19 protein-coding genes are annotated in these 23449 nt (G+C 66.2%); 9 read left to right on the top strand and 10 right to left on the bottom strand.

Going from position 1 to position 23449, the window contains the following annotated elements; translation table 11 throughout:
- Nucleotides 1-120 precede the first annotated feature (120 nt).
- From ACM6JT_RS12030 to ACM6JT_RS12045, 4 genes are all read left to right on the top strand, one after another.
- On the top strand, nucleotides 121-1041 hold the full coding sequence (locus ACM6JT_RS12030) for a YihY/virulence factor BrkB family protein (RefSeq protein ID WP_131949288.1): 921 nt from the start codon (nucleotides 121-123) through the stop codon (nucleotides 1039-1041).
- An 89-nt stretch (nucleotides 1042-1130) separates the two neighbouring features.
- Complete coding sequence (locus ACM6JT_RS12035) at nucleotides 1131-1394, top strand: hypothetical protein (protein WP_414856547.1); 264 nt, start codon at nucleotides 1131-1133, stop codon at nucleotides 1392-1394.
- An 81-nt stretch (nucleotides 1395-1475) separates the two neighbouring features.
- Nucleotides 1476-2645, top strand: coding sequence for a porin (locus ACM6JT_RS12040; RefSeq protein WP_034179970.1), 1170 nt, complete (start codon nucleotides 1476-1478; stop codon nucleotides 2643-2645).
- 386 nt (nucleotides 2646-3031) lie between these two features.
- Nucleotides 3032-3505, top strand: coding sequence for a VOC family protein (locus ACM6JT_RS12045; protein WP_034179971.1), 474 nt, complete (start codon nucleotides 3032-3034; stop codon nucleotides 3503-3505).
- Nucleotides 3506-3670: 165 nt separating this feature from the next.
- Here ACM6JT_RS12045 and ACM6JT_RS12050 read toward each other — a convergent pair whose 3' ends face one another.
- Together ACM6JT_RS12050 and ACM6JT_RS12055 are read right to left on the bottom strand one after the other, a co-directional pair.
- Nucleotides 3671-4462 (bottom strand): AadA family aminoglycoside 3''-O-nucleotidyltransferase, encoded by a 792-nt coding sequence (locus ACM6JT_RS12050; protein ID WP_414856548.1) that lies wholly within the window; start codon nucleotides 4460-4462, stop codon nucleotides 3671-3673.
- Nucleotides 4463-4806: 344 nt separating this feature from the next.
- Complete coding sequence (locus tag ACM6JT_RS12055) at nucleotides 4807-5256, bottom strand: HU family DNA-binding protein (RefSeq protein ID WP_034179973.1); 450 nt, start codon at nucleotides 5254-5256, stop codon at nucleotides 4807-4809.
- 261 nt (nucleotides 5257-5517) lie between these two features.
- On the opposite strand from ACM6JT_RS12055, the gene ACM6JT_RS12060 reads away from it, so the two are divergent.
- Entirely contained in the window at nucleotides 5518-6636 is a 1119-nt protein-coding gene (locus tag ACM6JT_RS12060; RefSeq protein WP_034179974.1) for an acyltransferase family protein, read from the top strand.
- A 387-nt stretch (nucleotides 6637-7023) separates the two neighbouring features.
- Here the strand turns inward: ACM6JT_RS12060 and galU are convergent, their stop codons facing one another.
- Complete coding sequence (gene galU, locus ACM6JT_RS12065; RefSeq protein ID WP_034179975.1) at nucleotides 7024-7911, bottom strand: UTP--glucose-1-phosphate uridylyltransferase GalU; 888 nt, start codon at nucleotides 7909-7911, stop codon at nucleotides 7024-7026.
- Nucleotides 7912-8141: 230 nt separating this feature from the next.
- Nucleotides 8142-8285, bottom strand: coding sequence for a hypothetical protein (locus tag ACM6JT_RS12070; RefSeq protein WP_006479318.1), 144 nt, complete (start codon nucleotides 8283-8285; stop codon nucleotides 8142-8144).
- A gap of 228 nt (nucleotides 8286-8513) precedes the next feature.
- On the opposite strand from ACM6JT_RS12070, the gene ACM6JT_RS12075 reads away from it, so the two are divergent.
- Complete coding sequence (locus ACM6JT_RS12075) at nucleotides 8514-9689, top strand: acyltransferase family protein (RefSeq protein WP_105390808.1); 1176 nt, start codon at nucleotides 8514-8516, stop codon at nucleotides 9687-9689.
- 398 nt (nucleotides 9690-10087) lie between these two features.
- Here the strand turns inward: ACM6JT_RS12075 and ACM6JT_RS12080 are convergent, their stop codons facing one another.
- From ACM6JT_RS12080 to ACM6JT_RS12090, 3 genes are read right to left on the bottom strand one after another with little or no spacing between them, the layout of a single operon-like run.
- Nucleotides 10088-12556, bottom strand: a complete 2469-nt coding sequence (locus ACM6JT_RS12080; protein ID WP_414856549.1) for a glycosyltransferase family 4 protein — start codon at nucleotides 12554-12556, stop codon at nucleotides 10088-10090.
- Complete coding sequence (locus ACM6JT_RS12085) at nucleotides 12553-14019, bottom strand: flippase (protein ID WP_414856550.1); 1467 nt, start codon at nucleotides 14017-14019, stop codon at nucleotides 12553-12555. The genes ACM6JT_RS12080 and ACM6JT_RS12085 overlap by 4 nt, the downstream gene beginning before the upstream one ends.
- Before the next feature lie 49 nt (nucleotides 14020-14068).
- On the bottom strand, nucleotides 14069-16261 hold the full coding sequence (locus ACM6JT_RS12090; protein WP_414856735.1) for a hypothetical protein: 2193 nt from the start codon (nucleotides 16259-16261) through the stop codon (nucleotides 14069-14071).
- A 442-nt stretch (nucleotides 16262-16703) separates the two neighbouring features.
- Between ACM6JT_RS12090 and ACM6JT_RS12095 the strand changes: the two genes are divergently transcribed.
- From ACM6JT_RS12095 to ACM6JT_RS12105, 3 genes are read left to right on the top strand one after another with little or no spacing between them, the layout of a single operon-like run.
- Nucleotides 16704-17768 carry an acyltransferase family protein gene (locus ACM6JT_RS12095; protein ID WP_414856551.1) on the top strand — a complete coding sequence of 355 codons (1065 nt, stop codon included), beginning with the start codon at nucleotides 16704-16706 and terminating at the stop codon, nucleotides 17766-17768.
- Nucleotides 17769-17799: 31 nt separating this feature from the next.
- A complete protein-coding gene (gene gmd, locus ACM6JT_RS12100) occupies nucleotides 17800-18846 on the top strand; it encodes a GDP-mannose 4,6-dehydratase (protein ID WP_034179981.1) in 1047 nt (348 codons plus the stop codon).
- On the top strand, nucleotides 18833-19795 hold the full coding sequence (locus tag ACM6JT_RS12105; RefSeq protein ID WP_034179982.1) for an NAD-dependent epimerase/dehydratase family protein: 963 nt from the start codon (nucleotides 18833-18835) through the stop codon (nucleotides 19793-19795). Before gmd ends, ACM6JT_RS12105 begins: the two co-directional genes overlap by 14 nt.
- Before the next feature lie 135 nt (nucleotides 19796-19930).
- On the opposite strand, the gene ACM6JT_RS12110 is transcribed toward ACM6JT_RS12105, so the two are convergent.
- From ACM6JT_RS12110 to ACM6JT_RS12120, 3 genes are all read right to left on the bottom strand, one after another.
- On the bottom strand, nucleotides 19931-21121 hold the full coding sequence (locus ACM6JT_RS12110; RefSeq protein ID WP_175748661.1) for an O-succinylhomoserine sulfhydrylase: 1191 nt from the start codon (nucleotides 21119-21121) through the stop codon (nucleotides 19931-19933).
- A 244-nt stretch (nucleotides 21122-21365) separates the two neighbouring features.
- Nucleotides 21366-22898, bottom strand: coding sequence for an amidophosphoribosyltransferase (gene purF, locus ACM6JT_RS12115; protein WP_243566291.1), 1533 nt, complete (start codon nucleotides 22896-22898; stop codon nucleotides 21366-21368).
- Nucleotides 22899-22949: 51 nt separating this feature from the next.
- Nucleotides 22950-23444: a CvpA family protein gene (locus ACM6JT_RS12120; protein WP_414856552.1), complete on the bottom strand. Its 495-nt coding sequence runs from the start codon at nucleotides 23442-23444 to the stop codon at nucleotides 22950-22952.
- Between the last annotated feature and the right edge of the window lie 5 nt (nucleotides 23445-23449).

Genomic DNA, 23449 nt, shown 5'->3' on the forward strand with positions numbered 1-23449 from the left:
GGGTGGAGGAAACTGAAAGGAATTATAGACAGTTCGAGCAACTATGATCGAATCCTCGGATCAATGCTGAATTGTCTGATTACCAACGATGATCCGCGTTCCGCGCGCAACCTAACCGTCATGAAACGACAGATCACTTCCGAAGCAACCCGTCTTGCCCAGCAACAGGCCAACTGGGCCCTCACCGCGTTCAAGCGCTTCTCGTCCGACCGCTGCTCGTCGATGGCCGCGGGCATCGCGTTTTTCTCCGCGTTCTCGCTTGCGCCGACGCTCGTAATGGTGATCGCGGTGGCCGGCTGGTTCTACGGCGACGACGCCGCGCGCGGCCAGGTGTTCGAACAGGCGCACCAGTTGATCGGCGACGACGCGGCGGCCAGCATCCAGACGATCGTGCAGAACGCGCACCGCGCGGGCGAGCGCGGCGGCCTCGCGACGCTGATCTCGTTCGCCGCGCTCGCGGTCGGCGCGTCGGCCACGTTCGCGTCGCTCAGCGCCGCGCTCAGCGTGATCTGGCCGGCCACCGAAAACCGCTGGTCGAGCATGCTCGGGCTCGTGCGCGTGCGGCTGATCTCGTTCGGGCTCGTGCTCGGCGTCGCGTTCCTGCTGATCGTGTCGCTCGTGCTCGACACTGCGATCACGTTCGTCGGCACCTGGCTGCTGGGCGATTCGCCGTATGTCGTCGTCACGAACCTCGTGCAGTTCTTCGTCGGCATCGCGGTGCTCGCCGGCGCGTTCGCCGCGTTGATGAAGTTCCTGCCCGATGCGCGCGTCGCGTGGCGCGACGCCGCGGTCGGCGGCGTGGTGTCCGCGATCCTGTTCTCCGGCGGCAAGAAGCTGTTCGCGCTGTACCTCGCGCATGCAGGCACGGCCAGTGCGTTCGGCGCGGCCGGATCGTTCGCGGTCCTGCTGATGTGGCTGTACTTCTCTGCGATCGTGCTGCTGCTCGGCGCGGAATTCGCGGCGGCGCGCGGCAACGCGCACCGGCCCGCCGGTATCGCACCGGCCGTACACGCTCAGACCGATCGCATGCACAACGACTGATTCACCCGCCTCCTCCGCAAAGCGGCTGCGCGCCGGCATCGCGCGCGCCGCCAATGCCCCCTCGCACATCCGCCCGACTCCTGGCAACCATGCTGTCCGCCGTGCATTCGCGCGGCGTTGACGCGTTTCTCGTACGTCGGCGCGTTCGCAGTTGCAACGGCAAACGTTTGCAAGCGCTCATTTCGCTGCTCCAACCGGCCGAAACAGTACGTCTGCCGCAATGTGCATCAAGCATTGAAACAATCGCGCCGCAGCAATTGTCAACTATTTCAAAAACAGGAACAGTCGTTGATGTGCTTGATATATATGGACTTTTCCACGCTGTTACCTTTTCGAGACACTTTATTTTTTAAGCTTTCTTGCGTGGATGGCACTGAGCTATTCTCCAATCCGCAACAAATAACGATGAATCACTTGCGTGGAGAATCTCAACGATGAAGAAACTTGCTCTCTCGACCCTCTCGCTCGCCCTGCTGGGCGCCGCTGGCGCTGCGCACGCTCAGTCGAGCGTGACGCTGTACGGCGTGATCGATACGTCGATCGCATGGGTGCACGGCAATGACGGTCAAGCCAACAACTCGTGGCAAATGCTGTCGGGCAACCTGCAAGGCAGCCGCTTCGGCCTGAAGGGCGCAGAAGACCTCGGCGGTGGCCTGAAGGCGATCTTCCAGTTGGAAAACGGCTTTGATCCGGGTACGGGCAAACTCGGCCAAAGCCCGTCGGGCACGAGTCGCATCTTCGGTCGCCAGGCATTCGTCGGTCTCGACAGCAAGCAATACGGTACGCTGACGCTCGGCCGCCAGTACGACCCGCTGGTCGACCTGGTCCAGGCAGTCACGGCCGATAACTATTTCGGCAGCGTGATGGCCACGCCGGGCGACGTCGACAACAACGACAACAGCCTGCGCGTCAGCAACGCGATCAAGTACACGTCGCCGGTCTTCGCAGGCTTCCAGGTCGAAGGCATGTACGCCCTCGGCGGTGTAGCGGGCAAGACGGGCGCGGGCCAGACCTGGTCGGTTGCAGCCGCCTACAACAACGGCCCGGTCGGCGTTGCCGCAGGCTACTTCTACGCGAACAACCCGTCGCCGACGACCACGCCCGTGCGCGGCGGTTGGGGCTCGACGACGTCCGACAACATCATCGACGGCCCGATCAACTCGGGTTACGCCACGGCGAAGTCGATCGCCATCGCGCAAGTTGCAGGTCAGTACGCGATCGGCCCGGTGACGTTCGGCCTCGGCTACAGCAACGCACAGTACAAGCCGGACGCGTTCTCGGGCTTCGGCTCGACCGAAAAGTACAACACGGGCCGTGCGTTCGTGACGTACCAGGTCACGCCGCCGCTGCTGCTGGGCCTCGGCTACTCGTACACGAAGGCAAGCGGCGACACGTCCGCGAAGTACCACCAGGTCGGCGTCGGCGCGGACTACTCGCTGTCGAAGCGCACGGACATCTACCTGGTTGGCGCATACCAGCACGCGAGCGGCACGCAGCTCGTCGACGGCGTGCAGCAAAGCGCGCAAGCGTCGATCGCTTCGTACGGCTTCGCCGGCAAGAGCTCGGCCGAAATGGTCGCACTCGGCATTCGCCACAAGTTCTAAAAACGATGTATCCGGCGTGCATGGCGTCTCCGACGCCATGCCGCCGAACTGGAAAGCCAGCTCCGGTTTCGGCCGCAGCTGGCTTTTTTTCGTCCGTCTCACGCGTGCCCGCAGCGCCTGTACGGGCCGGCGAACGAAGCCGATGCCGACGCACGTCGGCGGGCCGGTAACGGCGCCTGGCGGCTGCAAAGCGCTGCAAATGCCGCTTCCGGGTGTCCCGCCAGGTCGCCGTCTTTCCTCCAGGCGACTACCATCCGCACTGTCGGCGCCGCTCATCCGGCGCGACGGCCATTCGCCCCACGTGTGTCGAATTCGGCGGCCGTCGTCCGTCGTATCGACGGCGGCACGCGGTTTGCGGCCCGGCCACTACAGACAGGAGATTCGCCATGACGATTCAGAAGATCACGCCTTTTCTCTGGTACTCGACGGAAGCCGAGGAAGCAGCGGCCTTCTATGCGGGCATCTTTCCGGATTCACGCGTCGTGCGCGTCACGTCGGTGTCCGGCACCGACGGTACGCGAATGGTCGAGTTCGAGCTGTTCGGGCAGCCGTTCATCGCGATGAGCCACCCGCGCACGGAGACGTTCAACCACGCGATTTCGCTGCTGGTCAGTTGCGCCGACCAGGCGGAACTCGACCGCTACTGGAACGCCCTGCTCGACAGCGGCGGCACGGCCGACGGCTGCGGCTGGCTCAGGGACCGCTACGGCGTGTCGTGGCAGATCGTTCCGGAAGCGCTCATCCCGATGATGGCCGATCGCGACACGGTCAAGGCGGCACGCGTGGCCGCAGCGATGATGCAGATGACCAAGTTCGACGACGCCGCGCTGAAGGCTGCCTATGCGGGCACGGCGGGTTGACGAAGCGCGTCGTGCCGCGGATGCGTGACGGCGTGCCGGTCAAGCGTGTCGCGCGTCGCCGGCGAGTGCCCGGATCGGCGGCTGCGCGTGCGGCGGCTGCGAAAACGCTGATGATCCGCGAGGTGCCGGCCCGCAAGCCGATCGCGCGCACCGTGGCATCCGCCGCTACGCCGACAGCATCGATTCGACGGTCCGCCGCGCGTAGCCGATGAACGCGGCGAGCGGTTCGCCCGACAGGATCGCCGCGCCCGCTTCACCATCGAGATAGGCGGCACGCGCAGCCGCTACAACCGGCCGGTAAGCGGCCGGCAGGCGCTCCAGCACCCATGCCGCGGCGACGTCCTTGGGCGCGATCCTGCCGGTTTCCGCGCTGTACCAGATGCGTGCGAGCGCTAGCACCACGTTGCACTCGTCGCCGCGCCAGTCCGGTTCGGCATTCCACTGCGCAACGGTAGCGAGAAGCGCGGCGACAAAGTCGCGGGCGGGCACCGGCTCGAATAGCGTGGCCGCCGGCAGACCGACCAGCGCGACACTGTGCTGCCGCGCCTTCGTCAACAGGATCGCCAGATCGTGATCGGCGAGCGCCGGTTCGACGATGCCTGCTTCGAGATCGCGCCGCAGCCACTCGCCGAACTGCAGTTCGCGTCGCGCCGGATGACGCCACGGCACCACGTCGCCGTGCGCGACGACGGTGACCTCGAGCGCGCGCATGCCGCCTGCGTGACCGGGCGGCGCCGACGCAGCGAGCACGTCGAACATCAGCGCACGCCGCGCCGTTTCGTCGGGTCGCACGGCCACCGTCACCAGCAGGTCGATGTCGCTGCGCGGTTTCAAGCCGCCGTCGAGCGCCGAACCGAACAGGTGGATCGCATCCAGCGTCGCACCGAGATGCCGCTCGAGCGCGGCGCGCGCGGTAGCGACCTGCCCGGCGATTTCAGACGGGACGAATTCAGTCACGATGCGCGGGCCTCACGATACGCACGCAACAGATGCAGCGAGAGCGACGAGGTAACGAGGTGAGGCGACGAGAGCGACGGGCTGCGGCGGTATAACGGCACGCGCGGACGACGATTGCCGTCCGTCATTGCGCAAGCGCGGCACGCCATTCGCCACGCGGCACGCGGCACGCGGCACGCGGCACGCGGCACGCGGCACGCATCGAACCACGCATCGCCGGCGCTTCGCGTTTTCGCTGCCGCGCGATTTGCGCGGCGCAATAAAAATCCCCGCACGCTTTCGCGTACGGGGATCGCAGGACATCGCAACGGCTGCCGACATGCATTCGCAGCCGTTGCGCGGCATTACGCCGCCGCGTCCTTCAGCTTCTTCAGCGCACGTGCCTTCACGCGCACGCTGGCCGGCTTCGCCGGGAACCAACGCTCTTCGCCCGTGAACGGATCCTTGCCGAAGCGCTTCTTCTTCGCCGGCACGACTTGTGCCGTGATCTTCAGCAGACCCGGCAGCGTGAACTCGCCTGCGCCCTTCTTGTGGACCGAGCCCAGCACGACGTTCTCGAGTGCGACGAGCACTGCTTTGACCGCCTTCACTTCCACGGCTGCACGCTCAGCGATGTGCGTTGCGAGCGATGCCTTCGTGAACTTGTCCTTCAGCGGCGTCGGAGCAGCGGGCGCCTTCGCGACGGCGGCCTTCTTGGCCACTACTTTCTTCGCGGGCGCTACTTTCTTAGCAGCCACTTTCTTGGCCGGTGCGGCGGCAGCCTTCTTGGCCACCTTTTTTGCGGAAGTCGCCATGTTTCTCCTACCAGGTGTGGTCGTTCGTTGGATACACGAAGCGTGCACTGCGCACGCTTCAACGCCGGATTCTACAAGCGCCTTGACGCTTCGTGCAGTACTTTTATGCGTTTTCGCGGGGTTTCCCGCAGGTTTTGTTGCGCGCGACCGACTTCGCCGACGCTCGAGCGTCAAAAAACGCCTTCACGTATGCGTCCGAACGCGAATTACGTTCGATATTTGCGCACCTATACTGGGCTCGCTCAATGCCCGGATGCCTCCATGCGCGAAGTCAGATACGTCAAAGGACTCGACGGCCTGCGAGCCATCGCCGTCATTCTCGTTTTCCTGTCCCACAAGGGCCACGTCCTTGCCGTCGACGTCGGCAAGCTTGGCGTGTGGACGTTTTTCCTCATCAGCGGATTCCTGATCGTCGGCGAACTACATCGCAACCGCCGGGCGGTCGAATGCGGCACCATGACGCGCCGCCATGCGCTCGCGCTGTTCCTCGCGAAGCGCGCGTTGCGGATCTTCCCCGTGTACTACCTGCTGCTCGCCGCGCTCGCGATCGCGCACGCGCTCTTCTACCAGCGCGGCGTCAACCTCGGGCTCGCGTGGCACGCGGCGTTCCTGTCGAATTACTGGATCGGCGTCGTCAAGGACGGCTGGCCGGGCTCCACGTCGCACTTCTGGAGCCTCGCGGTTGAACAGCAGTTCTATCTGATCGCACCGCTCGCGCTGCTCGCGGTGCCCGCCGCGCGACACGTCGCACTCGGCGTCGCGGCCGTCGCGCTGTGCGCGGCCGCGCATCTCGCGCTCTACCTGTCCGATGCGTCGCCGGTGCTGATCTACGCGTTTTCCCCGTGGAATTTCGCGCTGATCGCGCTCGGCGGCGTCGGCGCGATCGCGCTCGCCGATCACGGCCCGGCCGCCGTGCGCCGCGTCCCGCCCGGCTGGCTCGGCGCGGCAGGCGTCGTGTTTTTCCTCGCACTGCCTGCGTGCACGGCACTGCCCGACGCGGTCGCGGGGCTCGCGGATCTCGGCCTGTCCGCGTCGCTCGGCGCGCTGATGCTGTGGATCGTCAGCGAACCCGAGCATCCCGTCGTGGCGCTGCTCGACTGGGCGCCGCTCGTCTATCTCGGTACGATCAGCTACGGCTTCTACCTGTTCCACAACCTGATTCCGACGCGCTTCGGCGTGATGCCCGCGCTCTTCGCGCACGTGCCGATGCCGGAAATCGTCCGCGAAGCGCTGCCCGAGATGCTGCAATTCGCGCTCGCCGTGCTGCTCGCGCACCTGTCCTGGCGCTATCTCGAAAAAAGACTGCTCGACTTCAAGAAGCCGATCGCCGCGATGCTCGCCCGGCATTTCGTCGCGCGGCCGAGTACGTCGGCGCGTTGAGCGCCACGCGGAAGCGGAAAACACCGGGCGGGAAATGCGCGGGAAGACCGCGAGGCAGGTAGCGCCGGGAAGCTGACGCGCGGCGGCGCTGCGTCATGAACCGGCGGACCGACGCCGGCGCGAACGTCGACAATGCATCGCGCAACGACAACAACGCCGCACCGCACACCCCGGCAAGTGCTTCGGCACCGGTTTCAGGCGTGACGCCGGACCGCGCCGGAGCGCCCCGCTCCACACACGGCACCACGCTCCACGCGAACCCGACCGCACGACAAGCCAGCCGAACGCACCACGATCGCGCACCGGCAAATGCAAAAAAGCCCCGGCGCCTGAGCGGCCGGGGCCAACGGAACAACCACCACCTGAAACAACGGAGCGCGCAGCCGCCTACGCGACGGCAGCCAGCGCGGGCAAGCAGGTACGCAGGTACGCCTCGAATTCGCGGCTCACTTCCGGATGCTGGAGCGCGAGCTCGACGGTTGCCTTGAGATAGCCGATCTTGCTGCCGCAGTCGAAACGCGTGCCGTAGTAGCGGTACGCGAGCACCTGCTCGTTCGCGAGCAGCGTCTGGACCGCGTCGGTCAATTGCAGTTCGCCACCCGCGCCCGGCTTGAGCTTGCGCAGGTGATCGAAGATCGTCGGCATGAACACGTAACGACCGACCACGCCGAGATTCGACGGCGCATCCTCGGGCGCGGGCTTCTCGATGATGCCCGACAGCTTGATGATGTCCTCCTCCCATTCGCGGCCTTCGACGACGCCGTACGAGCGGCTGTCCTCGCGCGGGATCGTCTCGACCCCGATCACCGAGCTGTGATAGTGGTCGAACACGTCGACGAGCTGCTTGAGCACCGGCTGCTCGCCGTGCAGCAGGTCGTCGGCGAGGATCACCGCGAACGGCTCGCCGTGCACGAGCTTCTCCGCGCACAACACCGCATGGCCGAGGCCAAGTGCTTCCGGCTGGCGCACGTAGAAGCAGTTGACGTGGCTCGGCTTGATGCCGCGCACGAGTTCGAGCAGCTTTTCCTTGCCGCGCGCCTCGAGTTCGGCCTCGATCTCGTACGACTTGTCGAAGTGATCCTCGATCGCGCGCTTGCTGCGCCCGGTGACGAAGATCATCTCGGTGATACCGGCGTTGATCGCTTCCTCGACCGCGTACTGGATCAGCGGCTTGTCGACGACGGGCAACATTTCCTTCGGGCTCGCCTTCGTTGCCGGGAGGAACCGCGTGCCGAGACCGGCAACGGGGAACACGGCCTTGGTGACTTTCAACATGTTCGCATCCTGATTGCGTTGACTGCGCCGCGTCCACCTGCGACCCGGCGCGATTGTGTTCCGAACGGCATATCGAGAATCGACGGCACTGCCAATTCCACTCCGCTCATTTTCGATATGGACTGATTGCCCAATGTTTCCGAAAAAAATATAATCCTTTCAATCCGGTCGATATTGCCGGACCGAGTGCCGAAGCAGAAACAAATTACCGATTTTCCAGATACAAATTCTTACGATTCGAATTCCTCGATATAGGGCACGCCGCCCCGTTCGAGGCCCGGGCGAATCGGCTCGTTCTTCAGCGCTTCGCGGTACGCCGACAGCACGGCCATGACCAGCAGTACTGCAGCGCTCGCGATCCAATGCATGTCCATCTTGCCGCTCCTTGCATCAATCAACTGGAGCTTCAAACTATCAGAAAAAAATCGGTAAATAATTGACGCGCCTGCGGAACCGCTTTCAGAACCCCGATAAAACCATCATGCGGAATTCCGTTATTTCCGGGCGAGATTTTTTTATTCATTGATCGAATTCTTGCGCATTACGATGAGACTTCCCGTTCGTCCGTCTTCCACACCATCCGTCGCAAGGAATCGAATCGCATGCAAGCATTCAGCGGATCGTCTCTGACCGCGCCGCCCGTCGCCGATCACAAGGAACACGTCATCGACGCGATGCGCGGCTTCGCGGCGCTGCTCGTCGCCTATTTCCACTGCCGCCAGGTCGTCTGGGTCGGGATGCAGACCTTCCATCATGCTTACGGTCGCGCGCTCGACCCGAGCGTGATCGTCGGCTACCTGACCTTCCCGTTCGCGTGGGGCTCCGCCGGCGTGCCGATCTTCTTCGTGATCAGCGGCTACTGCATCCACCGCAACGCGGCGCTCAAGCTCGCGGCCGATCCCGCGTACCGGCTCGACGCGCCCAACTTCTGGGCACGCCGGTTCGCCCGCATCTACCCGGTGCTGCTCGCCGCGCTGCTGTTCACGCTCGCGCTCGACCTGGTCAGCCTGCAGATCGAGCCCGTCAGCCACAAGATCCGCGACATCGGCATCACCGCGTTCCTCGTGAACCTGTTCTCGCTGCAGGGCGTCGCCGGCTACACATACGGGTCGAACGGCGCGCTGTGGACGCTGTCGCTCGAAGTGCAGTTCTACGCGATCTACCCGCTGCTGTTCGCGCTGCGCCGGCGCATCGGCATGCCGGCCGTCGTGGCCGCGGTCGCGCTCGTCAACGTCGCGTCGGCGTGGCTGCTCGAACGGCACGACCTGCAGTTCTTCACGTCGTACTGGCTGTCCTGGACGATCGGCGCATGGATCGCCGACGTGCGGGCTCAGCAGGCGCGCGGCGCGGCCGCCGTGCCGTCGCGCGCGTGGTACGTCGCGGCCGCCGTGCTGCTGGCCGCCGGTTGCGGCGCGTTCCGTTTCGGCCAGTACGGCGCGTTCCAGCTGTGGTCGGCCGGCTTCGCGTGCTTCCTGTACCGCGCGCTCGCGCGCCCGCCGCGCCCGACGCCGCCGCTGCGCGTGCTCGGCTGGTTCGGCGACTTCAGCTACTCGCTGTACCTGATCCACCTGCCGCTGTTCGTGTGCCTCGGCTCGGTGCTGTTCCACTCCGAACTGCAACTGTCGATCTGGCCGTCGATCGCGTTCATGGCCGCCGCGATTCCGGTCGCGTACCTGTTCTACCGGATGTTCGAACGGCCGGCGATGACGTGGTCGGCCAGTTTCAAGCCGACGCGCGCTGCCCGAGTCGTCGCGCAGGCGCCCGAGCGGGCCGTCTGATCCACGGCCGGACCGGTTTCGAAGCCCCCGTGCAGCGCCTTGCTGCGCGGGGGCTTTTTCACGACCGAAGCGCGGTTGCATGGCGGGTCAGGAGGATACACAACCAACCCTGTATGCCGGCGCGCGTGACGGCCGCCTGTCCGGTCGCAATGCACCGGCCCTGGGCTGCCCCCTATCGGATTCGTCCCGGCGCCGCCTGGCCGCCTTGCCGCCTTGCCGCCCCGTCAGCCGCACGATCCCGATCGAAACGGCAACCGGTCGATCCCACGCCCGTGCACGACACGGCCCGCACCAGCCCACCCGCCACTCGCCCGACCAAACGCACCCGCTGAAATACGAAGCCCCCACGCAGCACAACACCGCATGAGGGCTCGTTTCCCGCCGGCTGGCGCCGTCTGCTACGCCCGCTTCTTCGCCTTCGCGGCCTTCGCCGTATCAGCGAGAATCTTCTCGACCCGCTCCACGTAGGTCTCGGTACCGAACCGGCGCACCGCCGTCGCGCGCCCGCTCGCGACGAGCCGCTCGCGCAACGCGCCGTCGCGCTTCAGCGTATCCAGCGCATTGGCCAGCGCGGTCGCATCGCCCGGCTCGCAGAGCAGCCCGTTGTCGCCGTCCTCGATGATCTCGACGACGCCGCCCGCGCGGGCCGCGACGACCGGCCGGCGCGCGAGCATCCCTTCGACGATCACGCGCCCGAACGGCTCCGGCGTGATCGACGTGTGCGCGACGACGTCGACCGCCGTCATGCACGCGGCCACGTCGCGCTGGAACCCGAGGAAATGCACGCGCGCGCCCATCCCGTGCCGCGCGACGTATTCGTGCAGTTGCGCCGCGTATTCGTCCTCGCCGAACAACGGCGCGCCGACCAGCACCACGTGCATGTCGGGATGCCGCGCGGCAGCCTCCAGCAGCACGTGCTGCCCCTTCCAGCGCGCCAGACGGCTGAACGAGCCGACGAGCCACGCATCCTGCGGCAACCCGAGGCGCGCGCGCAGCGCAGCCTGGCTGACGCCTTCCAGCGCATCGAACGGCTCGGCCGAAATGCCGTTGAACACGACGTCGACGTGCTGCGGCGTGAAGCCCGTCAGCGTGCGGAACGCCTGCGCGGAAGCATCGGAGTTCGCGATCACGCGCGTGACGCCGAGCCGCGCGCAGTACTTGATCGCCAGCAATTGCTTGCTGCCGAAATGGTCGGTGCTGACGATGTCGCGCAGATGCCAGACCACCGGCTTGCGCGCGAGCCGCCCGGCGAGCGCGGCGACCACCATCGCGCGCTGCGTGTTCGCGTAGATCACCTCGGCACGGCGCGCGCGCCGCGCGACGTCGCGCACGAGCCGCACGAGCTGTTTCAATGCGCCGACCGACACGCCGCCCTGCTTGCGCACGGCCGCCAGCGCGCCCTGGTCGACCACGTCGACGCGCGCGCCGATCTCGTCGAGCGCCGCGCGGAACGGGCCGTCGTCGAACAGCAGCACGTCGGCGTTCGCGCGCATGTGCTTCATGATCTCGAGCAGCGACAGCTCGGCGCCGCCGAGCACGCCGCTCTGGTCGAGCACGAGCGTCGCCGGGCCGCGCGCGGCCGGCATCGGCGCGACGGCCGTGCCGCGCTGCGCGGTCGAGCCGGGCAGCGCGGTTTCCACATAGTCGAGAAAGCGCCGCCGGAACGTATCGGCGGAAAACCGCTCCGCGTTCGCGCGGCATGCGTTCGGCGTGAAACGCTGCGGCGCGCGCTCGAAATCGTCGACGGCCGCGACGATCGCGTGCGGCGTCTGCTCGTCGAAGAACAGCCCGGTCGGATTCGCGCCCGATTGCGGGTCGAGCACGGTTTCGAGCGCACCGCCCTTGCCGTATGCGATCACCGGCGTACCGCAGGCCTGCGCCTCGACGACCGAGATCCCGAAATCCTCCTCGGCCGCGAACACGAACGCCTTCGCGCGCCGCATCCGGTCGTGCAGCACCGCGAACGGCTGGTAGCCCATGATCTCGACGTTCGGGCCGGCCTTCGCGCGGATCTTCTGCATCTCGGGGCCGTCGCCGATCACGACCAGCTTGCGCTCGGGCGTCTTCGAGAACGCCTCGACGATCAGGTCGATCTTCTTGTACGGCACCATCCGCGACGCGGTCAGGTAGAAATCGTCCTTGACCGCGTTCAGCGAGAAACCGTCGACGTCGACCGGCGGGAAGATCACCGCCGCGTCGCGGTGGTAGACCTTCTTGATGCGCCGCGCGATGAACGCGGAGTTCGCGACGAAGCCGTCCACCGCGTTCGCGGTGCGCGTGTCCCAGTTGCGGATGTAGTGAAGAATCATCCGCGCGAGCAGCGATTTCGGCCCGTGCGTGAGGTTCGACTGCTCCAGGTACTGGTGCTGCAGGTCCCACGCATAGCGGATCGGCGAATGCACGTAGCTGATGTGCACCTGGTCCGGCCCTGTCAGCACGCCCTTCGCGACCGCGTGGCTGCTCGAGATCACGAGATCGTAGTCGGACACGTCGAGCTGCTCGATCGCGAGCGGCATCAGCGGCAGGTAGCTGCGGTACTTGGTGCGCGCGAACGGCAGTTTCTGGATAAACGACGTCGTCACCGGCTTGCCGCGCACGAACGCGCGGTCGTCGAGGAAATCGACGAGGCTGAACAGGTCCGCGTCGGGAAAGCACGCGACGATCTGTTCGAGCACGCGCTCGGCGCCTGCATAGGTGACGAGCCAGTCGTGGACGATCGCCACGCGCAGCGCGCGCGCCGGCTGGCGCGCGCTGGCCCGCTCGGCCGGCATGGACCGGCGCAGCGCGGCGGCATCGCCGGCTTCGGCCACGGCCGCATCGGCGGTGGCGAGATTCAAAACGGCGTGTTCCGCCAGATCGCGATTCATACGGTTTTCCTCGCATTGAGACGGACAAACAGGTCGCGCACGAGCGCACGCAGCCCCGGCGTCATCGTGAGCGACCACGCGACGTTCAGCACCAGCACGATCGCGCACATGCCGATCGATTCGCCGAGCCCCGGCCACGCCTGCGCGAGAAACAGGCTCGCGAGCAGGAAGGCCAGGTGTGCCAGCATGTCGAGCACGATCGCGCGCATCCGGATCGCCGACAGATACAGCAGCACGCCGTAGTCGACGAACGCACGCGCCGCGACGACCACCGCCGCGCCGATCAGCCCGAAGTGATGAATGCCGAACCACAGGCCGCCGACGAAGAACGGCATCTCGACGAGCCCGGCGAACGCCGCGCGGGCCGGGTTGACCTGCGACTGGATCAGGATCCGCGTCACGCTCGCCTGGCCGACGAGCCACACGCTGATCACCAGCACGCGGCCGACCGGCGCCGAATGCGCGGCGAGATCGGCGCCGACCCACAGCGTGAGGAACGGCGCGAGCGCGAAGATCGCGACGATGCCGACCGGCGTGAACACGCCGTTCAGGAATTCGAGCGACTGGCGCGCGAGCGTGTCCGCGTGATCGCGGCCGACCGCCGACAGGCGCGGGAACAGCGTGCGCACGAGCGCGTTCGGCAGCATGTTCAGGCGCGTGACGAGGTTCTGCGGCACCGTGTAGTAGGTGACGAACTTCGCGCCCATGCCGGCGCCGAGCATCACGCGGTCGAGCGTGTCCGCGATCATGCTCGTCGTGCTCGCGATCAGCATCCAGCCGCCGAAGTTGAACAGCCCCTTCGCGGTGCCCCACTGCGGCGGATCGATGCGGCGGATGCCGAGCACCCTGATGCTGGCGTGGCCGAGCATCACCGCCGCGATCAGCCGCGCGACGACTGCCGCGGCGAGCACGGTCTGCAGGTTCGGCGCGATCCACCATGCGGCGCCGAGCGGCAGCAACTGGAACAGGAACGTGCCGATCGTCTGGTTCGTGTTGAACACGCCGAACCGTTCGGCGCCGTTGATCGCGCCGGCGAACACCCACGACACGTTCGCGAGCGGAATCGCGAGCGCGAGCCACGGCAGCGCGAGATACACCTCGTGCTGCATCGCGGCCGACACCTTCGTGAAATACGCGGTGTAGACGAACGCGCCGAAATAGATCAGCAGCCCGCCCACGACGCCGGTGCCGAGATTCAGCCAGAACGCGCTCCAGAACACGCGCGCGCTTTCGTCGTCGTTGCCGCTCGCGAGCGCCTTCGAGATGTGGTTCTGCGCGGCCATGCTCATCCCGAGATCGAGGATCCCGAAATAGCCGATCAACGTCCACACGAGGCTGACGACGCCATAGCGTTCGACGCCGAGCGCGTGGATATAAGCGGGCACCGTCACCAGCGACACGAAGGTCGGCAGGATCAGCCCGATGAAATTGATCGAAACGTTCTTGAGTATGCCTTTGTCCATGCTTGTGCCTTGTGTGACGGCGACGACGTCGTTAACGGCGCGCCGCCCGTCACGGTTTCCAGCGATACATCAGCACCTTGCCGCGTGCGTCTTCCTCGACGAACACGAGGTATTCGCCGTTCTCGCGCCGGAACGCACTGATGCCGAACGGCACGTCGACCCAGCCGGATGCCTTGCCGACCTCGGTGCCCGGGTTCATCACGCCCACTTCCTTGCCGGTGTCCTTGTCGTACACGTGGATCTTGCCGACCGGCTCCACGGTGAAGATGTAGCGGCCCTCGACCGTGATCCCGATCAGGTCCAGGATCGGCTTCGCGTCGAGCTGCCACGGCAGCGCGACCGTGTAACGCACGACAGGTGAGCCGGTCGACCACTTGTCGAAGCGCACCAGCACGCGGCCGACTTCCTTGTTGATGCCCGGCTGCGGCGGCGCGTCGGCCGTGTAGCCGGTCACGTACAGCGTGTCGGCTTGCGCGTCGTAGATCGAGCGGCGCAACTGCGTGAACGGCTGCGGCATCGGGTAGGTCGTGACCTTGTCGTACGAGTAGATCGGGTTGCCGGCCTTGTCGACGCCGCCATAGCTGAACCGGTGAATGCCGCGCACGTCGCTCGTGCGCCAGATGTCGCCCTTCGTGTCGACCCACCAGCCCCAGCCGCCCGCCTTCGCCTTGCCGGTCGTGTTGATCTCGAACTCGTCGGCGTCGAGCCGGCCGTTGCCGTTCGCGTCGCGCCACAGCCAGTCGCCGCCGGGCGGCTTGTTCGGCACCTTGTCGACCGGTCGCGCGCGGCCCGCGATCAGGCCCGACGGAATCGCGACCTCGCCGTCGCGCTTCGCGTCGAAGCGGTAGATCTTCAGGTGATCGGCGTACATGTCGGTCAGGTACAGGAACGTACGGCCGTCGACGCGGCGCGCGATCGGCATGCCCGGCCACTGGTCCGTGTGGAACACGGGATCGTCCGGATACTTGAAGCGGTTCGACAGGAAGCCGACGTATTTCCAGTCCTGGCCCGGCGGCTTCGACAGGTCGAGCTCGAAGCGCTTGTTGCCCGTGTACACGCTGTTCGGCCGCGCGGGGTCGAGCCACGCGCCGTCGACGAACAGCAGCCCCTGCACCTGCCAGCGCGGCTTGCCGTCCGGCGTGTAGCTTTCGAGCACCGCGCCGAGCCCCGCGCCGATCGTGTCGTGGCGCGGTCCGATGCCGTTCATCGACACATACACGTTGCCCGCGCGATCGACGCCGACGCCCGTCAGCCCGTTGAAGCGCTGCGGCCCCGGCCGCCCCGGCACCGGGCCGGCGAAGATGCCGCCGCGCTCGCCGAGCGTGCCGGACTGCGCATAACCCTTGCCGCCTTTCGAGAAGATCAGGATCTGCTGGCGCGGCCCGTTGTCCGCGACGAGCACGCGCCCTTTCGCGTCGACCGCCACGTCCACCGCGTCGGTGCCTTCCGGCAGCGCGGGCGCGTCGTCCAGCTTGCGGCCGTCCGCACGCACGTGCACGAGGTGCGCGGGGCCGTTCAGCGTGTCCGTGAGCAACCACAGCGTGCCGTCGCCCGCGAGCGCGATGCGGCCCGGTTCGTGCGCGCTCCACGTGCCCTTCTGCTGCATCGTCTCCGCGTCGTACACGTCCACCACGTCGTGGGACGGATTCGTCGCGAACAGCGTCTTGTCGTCAGCCGCGAGACCGCCCACTTCCGCCTTCACCTCGCCCACTTCCGAGCGCGCGGGAGCCGGCACCTCGTTCATCATCATGAAGCTCGCGGCCATGCGCGCGCGGCCGGCATCGGCGCGGCCGCCCGGCGCGACCTGCGGCGCCGCGCGAAACGGCGCGGGCTGCTTCATGTCGCCGATCGTGCGCCGCGAGATGCCGAACCACTGTTTGCCCTTGTCCGGCCAGATGCCGGGCGACTGCAGGTGGCCGCGTTCGTTGCCGACGCCGATCGCGACATACGCGTACTTGCTGTTCACGGCGATCGCATTGCCGCCGAGATTGCCCCAGCCGTGCGTGCCGCCGGCGAAGCCGAGCATCTTGCCGTCCTGGTAGACACTCGCCTCGGCCCCGCTTTCGTCCCACGGCGCATTCGTATAAACCTTGCCTTCAGGCGTCACCGCGATCGCGCGGATGTCGATCTGCGTCCAGCTGCCGTCGCCATAGCCGAACGTGTTGCCGATCCACGACGTCGTCGCGGGCAACACCGTTTCGGCCGGTGCGGCGCTCGTCAGCAGCGTCGCGCATACCGTCATGCCTACCAGAATCAGACGTCGCAATGCGCTTCTCCAGACTCGATGCAACAGCGACCGGCGACGCCGCGGACTGCCGCCGGCGCACCCTGTCGCTAAATGGGTTTCAAACGTCGCGATGCAGGTTACAAGCAAAAATAATCACAAGAAATTTGGAAATATTTGGGGATGTTTCCGCCTGAAATATCGAACCGGAACAGGTCGAAAATGGCACCCGGAAACGGCAATAACGACCGCCTTTCACGCGCCGCCCTGTAGAAAATGCCGCCCCGCACCGCCTGTCGCGGCTGCTTGTCGTCAGATAAATGGCGCGCGTTTTTTTGCCGATTTCTTTTCCCTAGAATCGTTTTCGATTCGATATTTCATTTAAAGGCATGCATTACGTTCACGCATCGGATGTGCGACACGCCGCGGCCCCCGCCGCGCGTCGCGAAGGAGCGGCGCGATGACGGGCATCTCGCGATCCGCCGACCTGGCCCCGCCGCAACACGGCCGCATCGTGCAGCTCGACGGGCTGCGCGCGATCGCGGTCGGCGCCGTGTTCCTGCAGCACGCGCTGAAGGCGCCGCTGTGGATGGGTGTCGACCTGTTCTTCGTGCTGAGCGGCCTGCTGATCACCGGCATCCTGCTCGAGCGCAAGGCGCGCGGGCAGTCGTACTTCAGCCACTTCTACGCGCGTCGCGTGCGACGCATCCTGCCGCCGTACGTGCTGCTGCTGGTGGTGTCGACGATCCTGTTCGGCGCGAGCTGGCTGCCGCACTGGCCGTGGTTCGCGTTCTTCTCGACCAATATCGGTCTGTCGCTCGGCAGCATCGGCCACGACAGCCTGAACGTGCTGTGGTCGCTCGCGGTCGAGGAGCAGTTCTATATCTTCTGGCCGTTCGTCGTGCTGTGGTGCTCGGAGCGCGCGCTGCTGTGGGTCGCCGCCGCGCTGATCGTCGCGGCGCCGGTGCTGCGCGCGATCGCGACGCCGTGGTTCGACTCGTTCTGGCCGATCTACTACCTGACGCCGTTCCGGATGGACCTGCTCGCCGCGGGCGCGCTGCTCGCAATCGTGCTGCGCCGCGACCGGCGCGCGCTGGAGCCGTTCTACCCGCTCGCGATCGTCGGCGCGCTCGTGTCGCTCGCGATCCTCGGCTGGCTGCACCTGTCGTTCCCGCGCTTTCGCGCCGCGAACACGCCGCTGTCGAATGCGGCGCTCTACAGCATCTCGCTGCTGCTGTGCACGTCGATCGTCGTGATCGCGCTGCGCGGCCGCGGCATCGTGCAACGCGTGCTGACGAACCCGATGCTCGTCTACGTGGGCACCGTCAGCTACACTGTGTACCTGATCCACCTGAGCGTGCTGTATGTGCTGTGGCCGCTGCATCTGAACCGCTTCGTCACGGCCGCGCTCGCGCTTGCGATCACGCTCGCCTACGCGACCCTGAGCTGGTACGGCTTCGAACGGCGCCTGACGCGCGGCCCCGCACGCCGCACGATGCCGGCTGCCGCAAGCACGACCGCCTGATTTTCTCTTTCGCTTCTACCAGGACAACGCCATGAGCCAAACTCGTAAAAAGGCCATCATTACCGGAATCTCGGGGCAAGACGGCGCCTACCTGACCAAACTGCTGCTCGACAAGGGCTACGAGGTCACGGGCACCTATCGCCGCACCAGTTCGGTGAATTTCTGGCGCATCGCCGAGCTCGGCGTCGACACGCACCCGAACCTCACGCTCGTCGAACACGATCTGACCGATGCCGGCTCGAGCCTGCGCCTGCTCGAACGCACGCAGCCCGACGAGCTGTACAACCTGGCCGCGCAGAGCTTCGTCGGCGTGTCGTTCGACCAGCCGACGACGACTGCCGAAGTGACGGGCCTCGGCCCGTTGAACCTGCTCGAGGCGATCCGCGTCGTGAGCCCGAAGACGCGCTTCTACCAGGCGTCTACGTCCGAGATGTTCGGCAAGGTACAGGCGATTCCGCAGACCGAAACGACCGCGTTCTATCCGCGCAGCCCGTATGGCGTCGCGAAGCTGTACGCGCACTGGATGACCGTGAACTACCGCGAGTCGTACGGCCTGTTCGGCAGCAGCGGCATCCTGTTCAACCACGAATCGCCGCTGCGCGGCCGCGAGTTCGTCACGCGCAAGATCACCGACACCGTCGCGAAGATCAAGCTCGGCAAGGCGACCCGCCTCGAGCTCGGCAACCTCGACGCGAAGCGCGACTGGGGCTTCGCGCTCGAATACGTCGAAGGGATGTGGCGCATGCTGCAGGCCGACGAGCCCGACACCTACGTGCTCGCGACCAATCGCACCGAGACCGTGCGCGACTTCGTGCAGATGGCATTCGCGGCTGCCGGCTACCAGATCGAATGGACCGGCAAGGGCGAGCAGGAACGCGGCCTCGACGCATCGAACGGCAACGTGCTCGTCGAAGTGAACCCGAAGTTCTACCGCCCCGCCGAGGTCGACCTGCTGATCGGCTGCGCGGACAAGGCTAAAGCCGAGCTCGGCTGGGTGCCGAAGACGACGCTCGAACAACTTTGCCAGATGATGGTCGAAGCGGATTTGATGCGGAACCAGCACCATGACACGTTCTGAAGCCGGACGCCCATCGCGCCGCGCGTTCGTCACCGGCTTGACGGGCTTCACGGGCCGCTACATGCTCGAACGCCTGCAGGCGGCCGGCTATGACGTCTGGGGCACGATCGCGCCCGGCGCGCCGCGGCCCGACGATCCGGCCTTCGCGCATTGCACGCTGCTGCCCGTCGACCTGCTCGACGCGGACGCGGTGCGTGCAGCGGCCGCCGATGCACGGCCCGATGCGGTCGTGCATCTCGCCGCGCGCGCGCATGTCGCGCAAGACGAGCCGTCGCAGACCTACGCGGTCAATATCGTCGGCACGCGCAACCTGCTGGCCGCGCTCGCGGGTCTCGACCAACGTCCGTCGGCCGTGCTGCTCGCGAGCAGCGCGAACATCTACGGCAATTCGACGGCCGGCGTGCTCGACGAGACCGTCTCGCCCGCCCCCGCCAACGACTATGCGGTCAGCAAGCTCGCGATGGAATACGCGGCGAAGCTGTGGGCCGACCGGCTGCCGATCGTGATCGCGCGGCCGTTCAACTACACGGGCGTCGGCCAGGGCGAAGCGTATCTGCTGCCGAAGCTCGCCGCGCACTACGCGCGCAACGAACCGCGCATCTCGCTCGGCAATCTCGACGTGAGCCGCGATTTCTCCGACGTGCGCGACGTGACAACCGCCTATCTGAAGCTGCTCGAAGCGGCGCCGGCCGGCGAGACGTTCAACGTCTGCTCGGAGCGCGCGTATTCGCTGAAGGAGGTGCTGGCGATGCTGTCGCGCATCGCCGGTTACGTGATCGACGTGACGGTCGATCCGCGTTTCGTGCGGCACAACGAGGTGAAAAGCCTGAGCGGGTCGCGCGACAAGCTGCGGCGCGCGGTGGGCGAGCTGCCCGTCACGCCGCTCGACGAAACGCTGCGGTGGATGGTGGATGCGATGCGCGCCGCGCCGCAAGGGCACGGCGGCTGAATCACGCGGTGCATGCGCGAGCGCGGTGCGCCGGACGTAATGCCTTCATGCGGGAAAAACAACGGGCCGCCTGTTTTGCAGGCGGCCCGTCGTCGTTGATGCGTCGATGTCGATGCGGCGAAAGCACCGCGTCGCTCAGCCCTCCAGGCCGCGCGCGAGATCGTTACGCAGGTCGCCCGCGTGCTCGAGGCCGACCGACAAGCGGATCAAACCTTCGGTGATCCCCGCCGCCGCGCGCGCTTCCGGCGTGATGCGGCCGTGCGTCGTGGTCGCCGGATGCGTGATCGTCGTGCGCGTATCGCCGAGGTTGCCGGTGATCGAGATCAGCTTCGTGTTGTCGATCACGCGCCATGCGTTCGCGCGCTGCTGCTCGGGCGTGTCGCCCTTCAGCTCGAACGACAGGATCGCGCCGCCCGCCTTCTGCTGACGCTTCGCGAGTTCGTACTGCGGGTGCGACTCGAGGCCCGGATGAAACACGCGTGCCACCGCCGGATGCGAATCGAGCCAGCGCGCGATTTCCAGCGCGTTCGCCGATTGCTTCTCGACGCGCAGCGACAGCGTCTCCATCCCCTTCAGCAGCACCCACGCGTTGAAGGCCGACAGCGTCGGGCCCGCGCTGCGCACGAACGGGAATACCTTGCCCATGATGAATTCCTTCGAGCCGACCAGCGCGCCGCCGAGCACGCGGCCCTGCCCGTCGAGGAATTTCGTCGCCGAGTGCATCACGACGTCCGCGCCGAGCTTCAGCGGCTGCTGCAGCACCGGGCTGCAGAAACAGTTGTCGACGACGAACAGCGCGTTCGCGGCCTTCGCGATCTTGCCGATCGCCTCGATGTCGGCGAGTTCGGTCAGCGGGTTCGACGGCGTCTCGAGGAAGAACATCTTCGTTTCGGGCCGCACGGCTTCCTTCCATGCGTTCAGGTCGGTCGGATCGACGAAGGTCGTCGTGATCCCGAACTTGCTGAAGATCTGCGAGAACATCCCGAGCGTCGAGCCGAACAGGCTGCGCGAGCTGACGAGGTGGTCGCCCGCCTGCAGCGCGGACATCACGACCGACATGATCGCGGCCATCCCCGACGCGGTGGCGATGCACGCCTCGCCGCCCTCGAGCGCCGCGAGACGCTCCTGGAACATGGTGACGGTCGGGTTCGTGAAGCGCGAATAGGTGAAGTAGTCTTCCGAATTCGCGAAGCGCTCGGCCGCGTCGGCCGCGCTCTGGAAGCAGAAGCTCGACGTGAGGAACAGCGCTTCCGAGTGCTCGTTGAAGTCGCTGCGCAGCGTGCCCGCGCGCACGGCAAGCGTGTCGAAGTTGAGGGAGTCGTCCATGTTCCGTTTTCCGTATTCGATGGCCGCGCGTGTCGCGCAGGCCAAGTCAAAACCAGGCCAAAACAAAAAGCCCGCTATGCGTCGGCATCAGCGGGCTTCGGGCGGTACGACAGCGATCGACTCGGGCCGACTGCCGCCGGCCTTCGCTTTAGCTGTTTTGGGAAGTCGCCCCGCGTCCGCAAGCTGATATCAAATCGACGCAAGGCCACATCCTATCACGCTTCGGCAAAAGCGTACGCCGGTGTCACTCGACCGACAGCTGCAGGTTCATCTGCGAGCGCCCGGTGTCGCCGGCCGTGTCGCGATCGGCCTGCGACGCCGGCGTGAGGCGCGCGCGCTCGATCGCGTCGAGATACTCGGGCGTCACGTCGCCGGTGATGTAGTTGCCGTCGAAGCACGACGCCTCGAAGCGTTCGAGCTTCGGGTTGATGTCGCGCACCGCGCGGCGCAGGTCGTCGACGTCCTGGTAGATCAGGTGATCGGCACCGATGATCTTCGCGACTTCGTCGTCGGTGCGGCCGTGCGCGACGAGCTCGCCGCGCGTCGGCATGTCGATGCCGTACACGTTCGGGAACTTCACGGGCGGCGCCGCCGACGCGAAGATCACCGATTTCGCGCCCGCATCGCGCGCCATCTGCACGATCTCGTGCGAGGTCGTGCCGCGCACGATCGAATCGTCGACGATCAGCACGTGCTTGTCCTTGAACTCGATGCTCATCGCGTTGAGCTTCTGGCGCACCGACTTCTTGCGCACGGCCTGCCCCGGCATGATGAACGTACGGCCGACGTAGCGGTTCTTGAAGAAGCCTTCGCGATACTCGACGCCGAGCTTCGCGGCGACCTGCATCGCAGCCGGGCGCGACGAATCGGGAATCGGCATCACGACGTCGATCGGCACGTTCGGCAACTCGCGCTTGATCTTCTCGGCGAGATAGTCGCCCATGCGCAGGCGCACGTTGTAGACGGGCACGCCGTCGAGGCACGAATCCGGACGCGCGAGGTACACGTATTCGAACATGCACGGATTCAGCGTCGGCTTCTCCGCGCATTGCTGGCTGTGGAAGTTGCCGGCCGGGTCGATGAAGATCGCCTCACCCGGCTGCACATCGCGCACGAATTCGAAACCGATGCCTTCGACCGCGACCGACTCCGACGCGACCATCCATTCGGTGCCGTGCTCGGTTTCGAGCTTGCCGATGCAGAGCGGGCGGATGCCGAACGGATCGCGGAATGCGAGCAGGCCGTAGCCGGCGATCAGCGACACGATCGCATACGAGCCCTGCAGGCGGCGATGGACACCCGAGACCGCCTTGAACACCGAGGCCGGATCGAGCTCGAGGCCCGTCGTCGACAGCTGCAGCTCGTGCGCGAACACGTTGAGCAGCACTTCACTGTCGGAATTGGTGTTGATGTGCCGGCGGTCGATCCGGAACATCTCGTCCTTCAGTTGCTGCCAGTTCGTCAGGTTGCCGTTGTGCGCGAGGATGATCCCGAACGGCGCGTTCACGTAGAACGGCTGCGCCTCGGCTTCGCTCGACGCCGAACCGGCCGTCGGGTAGCGCACCTGGCCGATGCCGTAGGTGCCGGGCAGGCTGCGCATGTTGCGCGTGCGGAACACGTCGCGCACCATGCCGTTCGCCTTGTACATGTGGAAATTGCTGCCGTCCGCCGTCGCGATGCCCGCTGCGTCCTGACCGCGATGCTGCAGCAGCAGCAGGCTGTCATAGATCAGCTGGTTGACCGGAGATTGGGAGATAACGCCTACGATGCCGCACATGGCATGTCCTTCAGAATGACAAAATCGGTTACGTCCTGCCCGGCCGCGTCGTCACACGCGTACGTACTGGGCCATGCCGTCGGGCAGGAGCTGCTTCAGCTCATGCACGCCCTGTTCGGCGAAAGGACGCAATAGCGCATTGCGCCAGAAATCCTGTTTGGGCAGTTCGGTCAGCCCGGCCGCCGCGACCAGCAGCACCACCAGCACGCCGCCGCGGACCAGCCCGAACATTATGCCCAGCGAGCGATCGACACCGCCGAGGCCGCTCGCCTGTGCGATCCGCGACAGCAGCGCGTTCGCGACGCCGGCGACCAGCACGACGCCGATCACGAGCAATGCGAAGGCGATCACCCACTGCGTCAGCGCGCCGCCCGGCCAGTTCGCCGGAATGTACGGTACGACCAGCCCGACGTAGCGGCCCGCGATCACGATCGCCGCAATCCAGCCGATCAGCCCGAAAATCTCGGACACGAAGCCGCGCCACGCACCGCGCAGCGCCGACAACACGATCACCGCCAATACAGCGTAGTCGAAAGCGGTCAGCATCGTGC

The sequence above is a fragment of the Burkholderia sp. IT-111MI5 genome (assembly GCF_949752865.1).
In the GTDB taxonomy this organism is placed as follows: Bacteria; Pseudomonadota; Gammaproteobacteria; order Burkholderiales; family Burkholderiaceae; genus Burkholderia; species Burkholderia pyrrocinia_C.